We start from the raw sequence: 15687 nt of genomic DNA on the forward strand, positions 1-15687 counted from the left end.
GTCCGACGGACGGCCGCGCGCCGTATCAGGCCAGTCCGGGAATCAGACCAGCGCGCGGATGGCGCCGAGGTTGCGCCAGTAGCCCTTCACATCCATGCCACAGCCAAAGACATAGCGGTCCGGCACCTTGAAGCCGCAGAAGTCCGGATGCATCGGCTTGGCCTTGGCCAGGGTCTTCTCGCACAGCACGGCGGCGTGGAATTCCTTGGCGCCCATGTCCAGGATGCGCTCGCGGATGGCCGCCATGGTCTCGCCTTCGTCGAGGATGTCGTCCAGCACCAGCACCACCCGGTCCTTGACCGATTCGCGCGGCGCCACGCGCCATTGCATCTCGCCGCCTACCGTCTTGTTGTTGTAGCGCGACAGGTGGATGTAGTCGAATTCCAGCGGAAACTGGAGCTTCGGCAGCAGCATGCCGGTGAAGACCACCGCGCCGCCCATCACTGACAGCACGAGCGGGAAGGCATCGCCCATGCGCGCGGTGATGTCGTCGGCCATGCGGTTCAGCGATTCCTGCACTTCGGCGGCGCTGACGATTTCCTCGGAGCTGGCCCAGAGTTCGCGGGCCTGGTCGGCGGTCATCATGATGTCTCTGTCCTTATCTATCTGTGGGTCCGGGCGGGTGGGGCGGTTTGGGCGGGATCTAGCGGTTGAACAGGCCCTTCATGCCGCCCTTCATCGCGCCCATCTGGCGCATCATCTTCATCATGCCGCCGCCCTTGAGCTTCTTCATCATGCCCTGCATCTGCTCGAACTGGTTCAGCAGGCGGTTCACTTCCTGCACCGGCACGCCGGCGCCGGCCGCAATGCGGCGCTTGCGGCTGGCCTTGATCAGCTCCGGCTTGGCGCGCTCGGCGGCGGTCATGCTGTTGATGATGCCCTCCATGCGGCGCACCGACTTCTCGGCCTGATCCATGTTGGCGCCCTGCGCCTGCTGGGCGAACTGGGCCGGCAGCTTGTCCACCAGGCTGCCGATGCCGCCCATCTTCTTCATCTGGCCGATCTGCGCCTTGAAGTCCTCGAGATCGAACCCGCCGGTCTTCTTGATCTTCTTGGCGAGCTTCTCGGCGGCGTCCATGTCCACGCCGCGCTGGGCTTCTTCCACCAGCGCGAGGATGTCGCCCATGCCCAGGATGCGCTGGGCCATGCGGTCGGGGTAGAACGGCTCCAGGCCGTCGAGCTTCTCGCCCACCCCCACGAACTTGATCGGACGGCCCGTAATGTGACGTACAGACAACGCGGCACCGCCGCGCGCGTCGCCATCGAGCTTGGTCAGCACCACGCCGGTCAGCGGCAGCGCGTCGTTGAACGCCTTGGCGGTGTTCACGGCATCCTGGCCGAGCATGGCGTCCACCACGAACAGCGTTTCCACCGGTTTCAGTTCGGCGTGCAGCGCGGCGATTTCCTGCATCATCGCCTCGTCGATACCGAGCCGGCCGGCCGTATCGACGATCAGCACGTCGTGGTAGTGCTTGCGGGCCCAGTCCAGCGCCGCGCGGGCGATGTCCACGGGCTTCTGGTCGGGCTCGGACGGGAAGAAGTCGGCGCCAACCTGCTCGGACACCGTACGCAGCTGGGCGATGGCGGCGGGGCGATACACGTCGCACGACACCGTCAGCACCTTCTTCTTCTTGTTCTCCTTGAGCCACTTGGCGAGCTTGCCGGAGGTGGTGGTCTTGCCCGCGCCCTGCAGGCCGGCCATCAGGATGATCGCCGGCGGCTGGACGTTCAGGTTCAGTTCGCCCGATTTCTGCTCGCCCGGCTTGGGGTCGACGGCTTCGTCGCCGCCGATGACCGCGGTCAGCTCGCGCTGGACCACGCCAACAAGGGCCTGGCCCGGGGTGAGGCTGCTGACGACTTCCTCGCCGAGCGCCTTTTCCTTGACGCGGGCGACGAACTCGCGCACCACGGGCAGTGCCACGTCGGCTTCGAGCATGGCAAGGCGCACTTCGCGCAGCATCTCGGCGGTGTTGGCCTCGGTCAGTCGGGCCTCGCCGCGCATGGTCTTGACGACCCGCGCCAGGCGTTGTGTGAGGTTATCCAGCATGGCAGTGGGGAGGAGTTCGGCTCGTGAATCGGCGTGGATGGGGTGCGCGCGTGGCGTTGTCGTGAGGCATCACGGACAAGGGCACGAGGGACAGGCCCTAGGGTAAACTGCGCAAATGGCCATTGTACTGTATGCCTTGACGGCACTTCTCTATTGCGGCCTGGCCTTTCACGGCTGGGCAACGCGCAATCCCCGGCTGGCGGCCGCTGGCGGGGAGGCTGCCCATCCGGGCCATCCCGGCCCCGGCGGGCGCCCCGGCGCCGCCACGGCCGTGCTGATGGCGCCGCCCGGCGAGGGCCGCGCCGACGGCCAGCCCGCATGGTGGCACGCCGTGGTGCTCGGCGCGCTGGTCAGCCACGGCATCCTGCTGCACGAGACCATCTTCCCGGCGGACCGCATGATGTTCGGCTTCGCCTTCGCGCTCTCCGCCATGCTGTGGCTGGGCGTGGGCATCTACTGGATCGAAAGCTTCTTCTTCTCGCTGGCCGGGCTCGGCCTGATCGTCTTTCCGGTGGCGATGCTGGCCAGCCTGATGCCGCTGGCCTTCCCGGGCGCGCAGATCCTCGGTTACGCCGCGCGGCCGCTGTTCAAGCTCCATTTTGTCATCGCCAACGTGGCCTACGGGCTGTTCACGCTGGCGGCGTTCCATGCGTTCCTGATGCTGCTGGCCGAGCGCCGGCTCCATGGCTTCAACCGGCCGACCAGCGCCGAAGCATCGTCCGGGCAATGGCTGGGCCGCTGGCTGGACCTGCTGCCGCCGCTGCTGACGCTGGAAAAACTGCTGTTCCGGCTGATCGGGGCGGGCTTCGTGCTGCTGACGCTGACCATCCTGTCCGGCTTCCTGTTCTCTGAGCAGCTGTTCGCCCGGGCGTTCCGCGTGGACCACAAGACCGTGTTCGCGATCCTGTCCTGGGTAATGTTCGGCGGCATCCTGGCGGGCCGCCATTTCCGGGGCTGGCGCGGGCGCACCGCCCTGCGGTGGGTCATCGCCTCGTTCGGCATCCTGCTGCTGGCCTACGTGGGCAGCCGCTTCGTGATCGAAGTGGTGCTGCACCGCCTCTCCTGACCTCCTGACCTCCTGATCCCCTGATCGTCATCGCCCCATGGCAAGAATCTTCCTCCTGCTGGCCGTCGTGCTGGCGATCATCTGGTGGCTGCGCCAGCGCGCGGCCGCCCGCGACGCGCACGAGCCGCCCGCCCGCCCGGGCCCGGCGCAGCGCGAGGCCGATGGCGCGGCGGCGTCCGAGCCGATGGTCCAGTGCGCCCAGTGCGGCGTGCACCTGCCGCGCGGCGAGGCCATCGGCTGGAACGGCCTGCACTACTGCCGGCGCAGCCATCTGCCGGACGGCTCGGAGATGTCCGGCCACGGCGATACCGACGCGCGCCCATGACCTCGCGCCGCTCGGCCTGGTCCCGCCTGAACGGCTGGCGCGTGCTGGTCGAGCTCTGGCGCCAGCCCGAGCCCCCCGAGTTCCACTGGCGCCTGCTGCGCTATTTCTGCTGGACCCGCGCGGCCGTGGCGCTGCTGCTGGTGGGCTACGTGTGGCTGCCGCTAGAGCGCGCCGCACCGGATGCCGGCGTGGCCGCCGGCGCTGCAGCCACCCTGGCCGCCAATCCGCGCATGGCCGCCGCGCTGCCGGTGGTGCTGCCGTACCTCTGCATCGCCATGGTCACGCTGGTGGGCACGCTGTGGCGCCGCCATTTCCATGTGCGGGTGCGCGTGCAGGTGATGGTCGACCTGGCGCTGCTGGCCGGGATCTTCGCGGTGGTGGGCCGGCTGGGCAGCCACAGCGAGGGGCTCGCCATGATCTTCCTGCTGCCGGCGCTCGAGGCCGGGGCACTGACCAGCCTGATGTTCGCGCTGTTCGCGGCGGCGATGTCGGCGCTGGTGGTGATGGGCCAGCCGTTCGTGCAGACGCTGCTGGTGCGCCAGGCCGATGCCAACCTGCTCGGTTCCGGCCTGTTCGGCCTGGTGTTCATGATCGCCGCGCTGGTGATGTACATGCTCGCCAACCGGCAGATCGCCCAGGAGCAGATTGCGCTGGCGCGCGAGCGCGAGCTGCGTCTGCAGCAGCTGGTGAACCGGCTCATGGTCAACGACATGCAGGACGGCGTGATGCTGGTGCGCGCCAACGGCGTGGTGGTGGCCGCCAACCCCGCCGCCGTGGTGCTGCTGGGCGTGCAGCCGCACGAGCGGATCCGGGAAGGGCAGGTGCGCGCCGGCGAGCGCGACAAGGTGCTGTTCGACCTGCGCCGCATTCCGCGCCTGCAGCCGCTGATGGAAATGCTGCGCGACTGGATCCAGACCAATGACGATGTGCCGCGCATCCTGCAGCTGCTGCCGCTGCCGTCGCGCCCGTCGGCGCTGGGCGGGCCGATGCTGCACACCCGCCTGCGGCTGCGCTTCGTGCTGCCGGGGCTGGCCGGGCTGCGGTCCACGCTGGGCGGGGCCCTGACCACGCCCAGCGCGCTCGATACCGTCGGCTGGAACGACATGTCGCCCGAAGGCGCGGCCCGGCTTCGCCTGGCCATCGCCCAGAACGAGGCCATGGCCTGGAGCCCCGAGGACGAGACGCTGCTGCGCAGCGAGATGCGCGACACGGTGCTGGTCCACATCGAAAGCTGGGAACGGATTGCCGAGCAGGTGCAGCAGGAGAAACTTGCCGGCATGGGCCGGCTGGTGGCCAGCGTGGCGCACCAGATCCGCAACCCGCTCGCGGCCATCAGCCAGGCCAACGAACTGCTGGCCGATTCCGGGGCGGGCGAGGGCAATATCGACGCCCGGCTGCTGCGCATCATCAGCGACAACGTGCGCCGGCTCGACCAGGTGGTGTCCGATGTGCTGCAGCTCTCGCGCCGCCCCCGCACCGGCCACAGCGCGGTGGAGCTGGGCCAGGCGCTGCCCGAGATCGTGGAGCGCTGGCGGCTGGAGATGCGCTCGCGCGGCGGCCCGCGCGCCGACATCAACGTCAATGCGATCCGCCTCGCCGTAGACCTGCAACGCCCGGTGATCTTCGATGCCGCGCAGTTGCAGCAGGTGCTCGGCAACCTGCTCGACAATGCCTGGCGCTATTGCAGCCGGCTGCCCGGCGCCATCCGCCTGCTGGCCCATGCGCTGGACCAGCACCATGCCGAACTGATCGTCTGGAACGACGGCGCCGAGGTCACGCGCGAGCAGCAGCGCAGCCTGTTCGAGCCGTTCTTCACCAGCAACGCGCAGGGCACCGGGCTGGGCCTGTTCATGGCGCGCGAGCTGTGCGGCGCCAATGACGCCCAGGTGCGCTACGGCACCATCGCGCTGGAACCGTTGCTGGAACGCACAGGGCTGCTCGGGCCCGGCGCTCGCGATACACTGCCGGCCAAGGCATTTGTGCTGACGATGCGGATCGAGACGCCCGATGTCGTACCGGCCGCCCCGGCCGCCCAGGCCTGATCCGCCGCCCCCGCAACCCAACCCCCACGCCATGTCCGCCAGACCGCCCGTTCCCGATCCGATACTCGTCATCGACGACGAGGCCGACCTGCGCGAGCTGCTGGACATCTCGCTGCGCCGCATGGGTCACGACGTGGTGATGGCCGGCTCGCTGGCCGAGGCGCGGCTGCGGCTGGCGGAGCGCCGCTACAGCCTGGTGCTGACCGACATGCGGCTGGGCGACGGGCTGGGCATCGAGGTTGTGCGGCAGCTGTCGGCCTCGCCCGAGCGCACGCCGGTGGCCGTGATCACCGCCTACGGCAGCGCCGACAATGCCGTCGATGCGCTCAAGGCCGGCGCGTTCGACTACATCGCCAAGCCGGTCTCGCTCGACCAGCTGCGCACCCTGATCCTGAACGCGCTGGGCCGCCAGCAGCGTAACCCCGCCGAGGGCGGCGCGCGCAGCGCCGAGGCTGCCGAGGCCGCGGAAGCGGCCGACCGCGCCGCCGGACTGCTGCCGGGGCTGTCCCCGGCCATGCAGGAGGTGCGCCGCTCGCTGTCGCGGCTGGCGCGCAGCATGGCGCCGGTGGTGATCAGCGGCGAATCGGGCAGCGGCAAGGAGCGCGCGGCGCGCGCCATCCACGCCGTGAGCGCCCGCGCCGCGCACCCGTTCGTGGCCGTGAACTGCGGCGCGATTCCCGAGACGCTGATGGAGTCGGAATTCTTCGGCTACGTGAAGGGCGCGTTCACGGGCGCCGACGCCGAGCGCGGCGGTTTCTTCCACGCCGCGCACGGCGGCACGCTGCTGCTGGACGAGGTGGCCGACCTGCCGCTGACCATGCAGGTGAAGCTGCTGCGCGCGTTGCAGGAGCGGCGCGTGCGCAAGATCGGCGCCAGTCGGGAAGACACCGTGGACGTGCGCGTGATGTGCGCGAGCCACAAGGATCTGGCCGCGATGGTCGCCGCCGGCTCGTTCCGCCAGGACTTGTACTACCGGCTGAACGTGCTGGAGCTGCGCATGCCGACGCTGCGCGAGCGTGGCGAGGACATTCCGGTGCTGGCGCAGGTCATCCTCGAACACCTGGCCGTGCGCTATGGCGATGCGCGGCCGCGCCGGCTGTCCGGCCCGGCGCTGGCGCGGCTGGCGGCATACCGCTTCCCCGGCAACGTGCGGGAACTCGAAAACCTGCTGGAACGCGCTTACGCCTTCGCCGAATCGGACGAGATCGAGGTAGCGGACCTCGGTCCGCTCGAAGCCGGCGTGGATCGCGCCAGCCCGCTGCAAGGCGCGCCCGCGCCGGTGGCGGCCCTCGTGCCCAACGCCGCGCCGACCGGCTACGAGACCTGGGGCAGCCCCGCATGGTCGGCGGCCAGCCTGACGGCGCCGGAGGCGGCGGGTGGTGCTGCCGAGGCGCCGCAGCCCCTGCCCCAGCCATCCATCGATCCGATGGTCGATGCGCTGCGCGACGTCACGTTCCCAATCGACCTGCCTGCCCGGCTTGAGGCCCTGGAGCGCGAGCTGATCCTGCGCGCGCTGCGCCAGACCGGCTTCAACCGCACCACGGCCGCGCCGCTGCTGGGTTTGAACTTCCGCCAGCTGCGCTACCGGATCCAGCAACTGGAGATCCGCGACGAGCGCGAAGGGCGCGATGGCCGGGAGGGGCGCGACGACAGCGAGTCGATGGCGGAAGGCGAGGGCCGCGAGGGCCGAGATGGCTGACGTGGCCGCAGACTGGCTGCCCGACGCCGACGGCTGGGTGCCGGCCGCGCGCCGCGTGCCATCGCCCAACTTCGACGCCCGCCCCGACGGCATGCCCGTGGACGTGGTGGTGCTGCACAACATCAGCCTGCCGCCGGGCCAGTTCGGCACGGGCGACATCGAGGCCTTCTTCCAGAACCGGCTCGACATCGCCCGCCACCCGTTCTTCGAGACCATCCGCGACGTGCGCGTCTCCGCCCACTTCCTGATCACCCGCGAGGGCGAACTGGTGCAATTTGTGGCGTGTACGCAACGTGCCTGGCACGCCGGCCAATCGGCCTACTACGGCCGCCAGCGCTGCAATGACTTCTCCATCGGCATCGAGATCGAAGGCGCCGACGACCAGCCCTTCACCCTGGGCCAGTACGACACCGCCGCACGCATCGTCGCCGCCCTGCGCACGACCTACCCGATCACCGGCATCGCCGGCCACAGCGACATCGCCCCGGGCCGCAAGACCGACCCCGGCCCCCATTTCGACTGGGACCGATTTGCCAGACTGGCCGATGTGACGCCAGCGCTACTGCCGTATCGGCGGGGTTCCTGACCGCCACCCCCTTGTGCACGATGCCTCATATTCAGGCATTCGCCCGCGTGACAGCGATGTGAAATCCCCACACTTGGGCCGCCTATCGGCGACTCGCCCCGATTAAAAAATTTTAGAAAATTTGTGCGGTGGCGCACGGGCCGCCGCCATCCCTTGGCGTAGCGCGGCTTGCGGGAATGTGGCGCTGCCGCACACCTCGTCCGCAGCGGGGCATCAGACTTGTCAAGACTGGTCTTTCCGATTCGTTTCACTATACTTAGCCCAGTTTTTCGCAGTGACCACTATATCTAGTGGTACTACCGGGGAACCGGCCGAGGTGTGAAGCCAGCGCCGCAACGGATTGCGACGCCGGCGCCACAGTAGTGACGCGGCTGGCGGTATCGCAAGAGTCCCTAGCAGAATGAACGCCTGTGCAGTTTGGTTCTCGCCCGGCAAAACCGGTGTCGAGTGTCTTCTGAAGCGCATTTTGCTAGGGACTTTGTCACTTCATTACAAGGGTTAAAACAGGAGTTACCTCATGCAAACGGCCCAGAACGAACAACAAATCACGGGATCGGCTGGCGTTGTCGGCGCCGCCGGTACGTCGCAGCAGACCCCCGCCGCTGCCGCCAACTATCAGGACTACAAGCTCATCCGCCGCAATGGGGCCGTGGTGGCGTTCGAGCCGAACAAGATTGCCGTCGCCGTGACCAAGGCCTTCCTGGCCGTCAACGGCGGCCAGGGCGCTGCCTCCGCGCGTGTGCGCGAGCTGGTGGAGCAGGTCACCCAGAACGTGGTGCGCGCGCTGCTGCGCAGCCGCCCGAATGGCGGCACCTTCCATATCGAAGACGTGCAGGACCACGTGGAACTGGCGCTGATGCGCTCGGGCGAGCATGAAGTGGCCCGTGCCTACGTGCTGTACCGCGAGAAGCGCACCCAGGAGCGCGCGCAGGCCAATGCGCAGACCGTGGCGCGCGTGCAACAGGGCGTGGCGTTCAACGTGACCGACAACGGCGTGACCCGCGTGCTGGACCTGGCCGCGCTGCATGAGCTGATCGACACCGCCTGCAGCGGCCTGGGCAAGGGCGTGAGCGCCGAGCCGATCCTGAAGGAAACGCTCAAGAACCTGTATGACGGCGTGCCGCTGACGCAGGTGTACGACTCCGCCATCCTGGCCGCGCGTACCCTGATCGAGAAGGACCCGGACTACAGCCAGGTCACCGCGCGCATCCTGCTGCACACGATCCGCAAGGAAATCCTCGGCGGCGAAGTGACGCAGGCCGAAATGTCCTCGCGCTACGCCGAGTACTTCCCGAAATTCATCGCCCGCGGTATCGCCGCCGAGCTGCTGGACGAGAAGCTGGCCACGTATGACCTGGCCCGCCTGGGCGCCGCGCTGGACGCCTCGCGCGACTTCCAGTTCAACTACCTCGGCCTGCAGACGCTGTACGACCGCTACTTCCTGCATATCGAAGAGCAGCGCATCGAAATGCCGCAGGCCTTCTTCATGCGCGTGGCCATGGGCCTGGCGCTGGAAGAGCGCGACCGCGAAGCCCGCGCCATCGAGTTCTACCAGCTGCTGTCGTCGTTCGACTTCATGTCGTCCACGCCCACGCTGTTCAACTCGGGCACGCGCCGCTCGCAGCTCTCGTCGTGCTACCTGACCACGGTGTCGGACGACCTGGAAGGCATCTACGAAGCCCTCAAGGAAAACGCGCTGCTGTCGAAGTTCGCCGGCGGCCTGGGCAACGACTGGACCAACGTGCGCGCGCTGGGCTCCCACATCAAGGGCACCAACGGCAAGAGCCAGGGCGTGGTGCCGTTCCTGAAGGTGGTGAACGACACGGCCGTGGCCGTGAACCAGGGCGGCAAGCGCAAGGGCGCGGTCTGCGCCTACCTGGAGACGTGGCACCTGGACATCGAGGAATTCCTCGAACTGCGCAAGAACACCGGCGACGACCGCCGCCGCACCCACGACATGAACACGGCCAACTGGATTCCGGACCTGTTCATGAAGCGCGTGATGGAAAACGCCGAATGGACGCTGTTCTCGCCCGCCACCTGCCCGGACCTGCACGACAAGGTCGGCAAGGCGTTCGAGCAGGCCTACCTGGGCTATGAAGCCCGCGCCGCCAGCGGCGAACTGAAGCTGTTCAAGAAGGTGCCGGCCGTGCAGCTCTGGCGCAAGATGCTGGGCATGCTGTTCGAGACGGGCCATCCGTGGATCACGTTCAAGGACCCGTGCAACATCCGCAGCCCGCAGCAGCACGTGGGCGTGGTGCACAGCTCCAACCTGTGCACGGAAATCACGCTGAACACGAACGAGAGCGAAATCGCCGTGTGCAACCTGGGTTCGGTGAACCTGGTGGCCCACCTGAAGCAGCAGGCCGACGGCACCCACGTGCTCGACCACGCCAAGCTCCAGAAGACCATCCGCACCGCCATGCGCATGCTCGACAACGTGATCGACATCAACTACTACGCGGTGGAGAAGGCGCGCAATTCGAACCTGCGCCACCGCCCGGTGGGCATGGGCATCATGGGCTTCCAGGACTGCCTGCACGTGCTGCGCACGCCGTACGCCAGCGACGCCGCGGTGAAGTTCGCCGATACGTCGATGGAAGCGGTCTGCTACTACGCCTACGAGGCATCGAACGAACTGGCGCAGGAACGTGGCCGCTACAGCACCTACGAGGGTTCGCTGTGGGACCGTGGCATCCTGCCGCAGGACTCGCTCAAGCTGCTGGCCGAAGAGCGCGGCGGCTACCTCGAGGTGGACATGTCCTCGTCGATGGACTGGGACAGCCTGCGCGCCCGCATCAAGCAGCACGGCATGCGTAACTCGAACTGCATCGCGATCGCCCCGACCGCGACCATTTCGAACATCATCGGCGTGTCCGCCTGCATCGAACCGACCTTCCAGAACCTGTACGTGAAGTCGAACCTCTCGGGCGAATTCACGGTGGTCAACGACTACCTGGTGCGCGACCTCAAGGCGCGCGGCCTGTGGGACGAAGTGATGGTGGCGGACCTGAAGTACTTCGACGGTTCGCTGGCCCGCATCGACCGCATTCCGCAAGACCTGCGCGACATCTACGCCACGGCCTTCGAGGTGGAGCCGAGCTGGCTGGTAGAGGCCGCAAGCCGCCGCCAGAAGTGGATCGACCAGGCCCAGTCGCTGAACATCTACATGGCTGGCGCGTCGGGCAAGAAGCTGGACGATACCTACAAGCAAGCCTGGCTGCGCGGCCTGAAGACCACGTACTACCTGCGCACGATGGCGGCCACGCACGTGGAGAAGTCCACGGTGTCGCGCGGCTCGCTGAACGCGGTGTCGTCGGGCAGCGACGGTGGTGTGTCGGCGCTGGAAGCCGCCGCCGCCTCGGCGCCGGCCATGCCGGAAGCCGAAGGCGCGGTCTGCACCATGCGCCCGGGCGACCCCGGCTTCGACGAGTGCGAAGCCTGCCAGTAAGCAAGACGTAACAAGCCCCCCAACGGTTTGCACCCCTCGCCCGCTCGCGGGAGAGGGGCCGGGGGAGAGGGCCGGCGCCCCATGACGCGGGCGCCAGTGCTGGCCAACGCCAGCCATCGACGAACAACGGAGAAATAACATGCTGAGCTGGGACGACGACGTTCAAGCCAAGCCGCAGGCTGCCCCGCAGCCCGCGCTGCAACCTGCCACCCTGGCCGCCGCTGACGAGCAGGGCGCGCTGCCGCCGGCCGCCACGCAGCCGGGCATCCTGGGCAACAACCCGAACGCCGCCGCCGTACAGAGCGAGCGCCGCGTGAACGCCGCCGACAAGCGCGTGATCAACGGTTCCACCGACGTGAACCAGCTGGTGCCGTTCAAGTACAAGTGGGCGTGGGAGAAGTACCTGGCCGGCTGCGCCAACCACTGGATGCCGCAGGAAATCAACATGTCGCGCGACATCGCCCTGTGGAAGGACCCCAATGGTCTGACCGAGGACGAGCGCCGCGTCATCAAGCGCAACCTGGGCTTCTTCGTCACGGCCGACTCGCTGGCTGCGAACAACATCGTGCTGGGCACCTACCGCCAGATCACGGCGCCGGAATGCCGCCAGTACCTGCTGCGCCAGGCCTTCGAAGAGGCCATCCACACGCACGCCTACCAGTACATCGTGGAGTCGCTGGGCCTGAACGAGGCCGAGATCTTCAACGCGTACCACGAGGTGAAGTCGATCCGCGACAAGGACGAGTTCCTGATCCCGTTCATCGACACGCTGACCGATCCGTCGTTCAAGACCGGCACGCCCGAGAACGACCAGAAGCTGCTCAAGAGCCTGATCGTGTTCGCCTGCATCATGGAAGGCCTGTTCTTCTACGTGGGCTTCACGCAGATCCTGGCGATGGGCCGCCAGAACAAGATGACCGGCGCCGCCGAGCAGTACCAGTACATCCTGCGCGACGAGTCGCTGCACTGCAACTTCGGCATCGACCTGATCAACCAGATCAAGCTTGAGAACCCGCACCTGTGGACGGCCGACTTCAAGGCCGAGATCACGGAGCTGTTCAAGCAGGCCGTGGATCTGGAATACCGCTACGCCGAAGACACCATGCCGCGCGGCGTGCTGGGCCTGAACGCGCCGATGTTCAAGTCGTACCTGCGCTTCATCTGCAACCGCCGCTGCCAGCAGATCGGCCTGGAGCAGCTGTTCCCGAACGAGGAAAACCCGTTCCCGTGGATGAGCGAGATGATCGACCTGAAGAAGGAGCGCAACTTCTTCGAGACGCGCGTGATCGAGTACCAGACCGGCGGGGCGCTGTCCTGGGATTGAGGCGGCGACAGCAGGCTGCCGGCCCCGGCAGCCGCTGAAACCGGCAGAACCCGTGAACAGGCGATGCGAGAGCATCGCCTGTTTGCTTTCAGGCAGGCGTGATCTCCTCCACCACGCCGTTCACTTTCACCCGTACCTTGTGCTTGTTGGGCGCCCGGTCCGCCACGACCGAATAGTTCACGACCGTGCCGTTGACCCATGAACACCCGACGAGGTAGCCGCCACGCGCGCGCAGACCGCTGAAGGAACCGCGTGCCCCCCAGGCGGCCGGGCAGGCCGGCAGCAGCTCGATCATGTCGCTGTGGCTCTGGAGCAGCATTTCCGTGACCCCGGCGCCGAAGCCGAAATTCCCGTCGATCTGGAACGGGGGATGGTTGCAGAACAGGTTCGTCAGCGTGTTGTAGGTCAGCAATCCCTGCACCATGACCAGCGCGCGCTCGCCATCCAGCAGGCGGGCGAACAGCGCGCAGCGCCACGGCCAGGTCCAGGAACGCCGGCTATCGCCCGTGACGGATGCCGGCGTGAACGGGATGTCCCCCAGGTCGCCGCACCGCGCCCGCAGCGATACCATCGCCGCCGCCGCGAACGCCGGGCTCGTGTCCGGCGTGATCTGGCGGCCCGGATAGACCGCGAACAGGTGCGAGGTGTGCCGGTGCCTGTCTGCGGGATTGTCGATATCTTCCTGCCACTCCTGCAGCTGATTCCAGCGGCCGATCAGGTTCGGCGCGAGCTGGTCCTGCAACACCTGCACGGTGGCGCGGTAGCCGGGATCGAGATCGAGAATGTCCTCGGCTTCCAGGTAGTTCTGGAACAGGTCCCAGATGATCTGCTGGTCGTACATCACGCCATCCTCGTGCGGCCCGTGTTCGGGCGACCAGCCGTCCGGCGAGACCAGCTTGCCATCCGCGCGCCGCTTCAGCCGGTGCTCCCAGAACGTGCATACCTCCTTGATCATCGGATAGGCCGTGTCGCGCAGATAATCCCGGTCCTGCGTGAAATGGAACCGCTCCATGAAATGCTGCATATACCAGGCGCTGGCAACGGTATTCCAGTCCCAGCCGTTGCCGCCGAAAATGCTCTGGGAGGTGCGCGCGGTCCAGCCGGGCACCGTGGCGCCGTACGCCTTGCGCGAGGCTTCGCGGCAGGATTCCACGGCATCGACCACGAAGTCGATCAGGGGCTGATGGCATTCGCTGAGGTTCGTGACCTCGGCATGCCAGTAGTTCATCTGCACATTGATATTGTTGTGATAATCGCCGCCCCAGGCCGGGGTGTTCGAGTTATTCCACAAGCCTTGCAGGTTGGCGGGCAGTCCGCCGGCGCGCGAGGCGCTCGCCAGCAGGTAGCGCCCGAAGTGGAACAGGGTCTGCTCCAGTTCCGGATCGTCGAAGCTGGCCCGATAAGCCGCCAGCCGCCGGTCGATCGCCCACTTCCTGATATGCGGCGCGCTCTGGCCCCAATCCACCGCCACCCGGGACATCAGGGGCGAGAAATCGTCGATGTGACGTTTTCGCAATGCCGCGAAACCGGCCTGCTCGGCGGCCTGGAGCGTCTGGTTGATGACGGCCGGGAGATTGTGGTGCGTGCGCCAGCCATGCTCGCGCGACGGCAGGTAGTTCGTCCGCGCATCGAGGAACAGCGTGACGGCGTCGCAGCCGACAAAGCGCAGCGAATTCCCCTGCATGACCAACGTGCCGCCCTGATGCAGCAGGCGCACGCCGGCGGCATGGTGGAGATCGTTCTTCAGCACGCCGGCGAAGCTGACCTGGTGCCCATGTTCGACATTGGCCGTGGCGCCGTGCGCGGATTGCAGGGTCAGTGACCCCGTGAGCCCGGCTGGCAGGGCGGAGGTGTAGTGGAACACCAATACGTCGTCGGCATGGCTGGCGAACGCTTCGCGCGTCACCAGATTCCCGTCGGCCATGAACCGCGTGGTATGAATTCCGGTGCTGGTGTCGAGCAGGCGCCGATAATTGGCGATGGTCCGATACGCCGCCTCCGTTGCCGCATCGCCCGATAATCCGATCTCCGCCACCTGAAAATGGGTCACCCCCGGCGTCGGCGTAAAGGCAAACCGATAGTAGCGGTAGGCGCTGGTATTGCCGATCGGGAACGTCCTGGTTTGCCGGCGATGCTCGAATGGCTCGTCGAGATGCTGGGTATCGAGCACGGTCCATGCCGCGCCATCGGCGGACGCCGACAGGGTCCATTGCCGGGGATCGCGGTCCGGCACGTCATTGGCGCTCGTGAGGGAATATTCCGTCACCACGGCCGGCTGCGGAAAATGCGCCTGCCATTCGACGGCTTCCGTCGGAGATTCCACGCACCATTTCGTCCCGTGGTCCTTGTCCCAGGTGCGCGAGACATCCTGGTTGCCAGTTGACGACCCGTCGCCGTCGCCGCTGGGCGAGGAAATGAACAGTCGGAGAGGCGGCACGAGATCGACGCCGTCGAGCGATATTTCGGCAACCTGGAAGTGGGTTGCCCCGGGCGGCGGCACGAAGGTGAACCGGTACAGCAGGAATTCCTGCACGTTCTCGAACGGAAACGTCTGTGTCTGCCTGCGCGATTCAAACGGGATGCCCGGGTTGCGGGCGTCCAGGAGCGTCCAGGTCTCGCCATCGTGGGAACCGTGGAGGATCCATTCCTGGGGGTCCCGCTCCGGCCGGTCATTGGCGCTGGTGAGGCTGTAGGCGGTGATCCGCCGGGGCAACGGCAGCTGCGCCTGCCACATGACAGACGTGCCCGGGCCGGCGACACACCATTTGGTGTTCGGATTGGCATCGACCGAACTGCTGACGCCCTCGTTGCCCGCCATGGTCCCATGGGCCTGTGGGAACGTCACGACCGGGTCCGTGCCGAACGCCACGTTGATCTCGCCGAAGTCGAGATAGCTGCCGAAACCCAGCTCGCCGGTATCGTAGTTGCTGCTGTCGTAGTCGTTCACCCCGCCCCAGAGGCTTTGCTCGTTGAACTGGATACGCTCGTTGCCGGTATCCCCGAACAGCATGGCGCCGGCGCGGCCATTGCCAATCGGCAGGGCTTCCGACTCCCACCGGGTGGCGGGCGTATCGAACCAGATGGCGCGCGGCCCGGGCGGGCTGGCTCGCAGGTTGCTGAGATCGGACATGGATCCTCCTTGCGGAA

General features: G+C 67.1%; 10 protein-coding genes. 7 read left to right on the forward strand and 3 right to left on the reverse strand.

Going from position 1 to position 15687, the window contains the following annotated elements; translation table 11 throughout:
• Positions 1–42: 42 nt before the first annotated feature.
• Complete coding sequence (locus SB751_RS04455; RefSeq protein ID WP_144201310.1) at positions 43–585, reverse strand: hypoxanthine-guanine phosphoribosyltransferase; 543 nt, start codon at positions 583–585, stop codon at positions 43–45.
• Positions 586–643: 58 nt separating this feature from the next.
• Positions 644–2047: a signal recognition particle protein gene (gene ffh / locus SB751_RS04460; protein WP_144201312.1), complete on the reverse strand. Its 1404-nt coding sequence runs from the start codon at positions 2045–2047 to the stop codon at positions 644–646.
• Between the two features lie 115 nt (positions 2048–2162).
• On the opposite strand from ffh, the gene SB751_RS04465 reads away from it, so the two are divergent.
• The 7 genes from SB751_RS04465 to SB751_RS04495 all read left to right on the forward strand — a co-directional run bounded on the left by SB751_RS04465 (position 2163) and on the right by SB751_RS04495 (position 12540).
• The gene (locus SB751_RS04465; protein WP_144201314.1) at positions 2163–3113 is read left to right on the forward strand and encodes an inner membrane protein YpjD; all 951 of its coding nucleotides are present in this window, start codon (positions 2163–2165) and stop codon (positions 3111–3113) included.
• Positions 3114–3150: 37 nt separating this feature from the next.
• Positions 3151–3438 (forward strand): PP0621 family protein, encoded by a 288-nt coding sequence (locus tag SB751_RS04470; RefSeq protein WP_144201316.1) that lies wholly within the window; start codon positions 3151–3153, stop codon positions 3436–3438.
• Positions 3435–5480: an ATP-binding protein gene (locus SB751_RS04475; protein ID WP_144201318.1), complete on the forward strand. Its 2046-nt coding sequence runs from the start codon at positions 3435–3437 to the stop codon at positions 5478–5480. The genes SB751_RS04470 and SB751_RS04475 overlap by 4 nt, the downstream gene beginning before the upstream one ends.
• Positions 5481–5511: 31 nt before the next feature.
• Positions 5512–7179 (forward strand): sigma-54-dependent transcriptional regulator, encoded by a 1668-nt coding sequence (locus SB751_RS04480; RefSeq protein ID WP_211943651.1) that lies wholly within the window; start codon positions 5512–5514, stop codon positions 7177–7179.
• Positions 7172–7765 carry a 1,6-anhydro-N-acetylmuramyl-L-alanine amidase AmpD gene (ampD, locus tag SB751_RS04485; RefSeq protein ID WP_410747827.1) on the forward strand — a complete coding sequence of 198 codons (594 nt, stop codon included), beginning with the start codon at positions 7172–7174 and terminating at the stop codon, positions 7763–7765. Before SB751_RS04480 ends, ampD begins: the two co-directional genes overlap by 8 nt.
• 517 nt (positions 7766–8282) lie before the next feature.
• On the forward strand, positions 8283–11216 hold the full coding sequence (locus SB751_RS04490; RefSeq protein WP_144201324.1) for a ribonucleoside-diphosphate reductase subunit alpha: 2934 nt from the start codon (positions 8283–8285) through the stop codon (positions 11214–11216).
• Positions 11217–11355: 139 nt separating this feature from the next.
• Positions 11356–12540, forward strand: coding sequence for a ribonucleotide-diphosphate reductase subunit beta (locus SB751_RS04495; RefSeq protein WP_144201326.1), 1185 nt, complete (start codon positions 11356–11358; stop codon positions 12538–12540).
• Positions 12541–12628: 88 nt separating this feature from the next.
• On the opposite strand, the gene SB751_RS04500 is transcribed toward SB751_RS04495, so the two are convergent.
• Complete coding sequence (locus SB751_RS04500; RefSeq protein WP_144201328.1) at positions 12629–15670, reverse strand: glycosyl hydrolase family 95 catalytic domain-containing protein; 3042 nt, start codon at positions 15668–15670, stop codon at positions 12629–12631.
• Positions 15671–15687 lie beyond the last annotated feature (17 nt).

Source organism: Cupriavidus sp. SIMBA_020, assembly GCF_046535395.1.
Lineage (GTDB): Bacteria > Pseudomonadota > Gammaproteobacteria > Burkholderiales > Burkholderiaceae > Cupriavidus > Cupriavidus campinensis.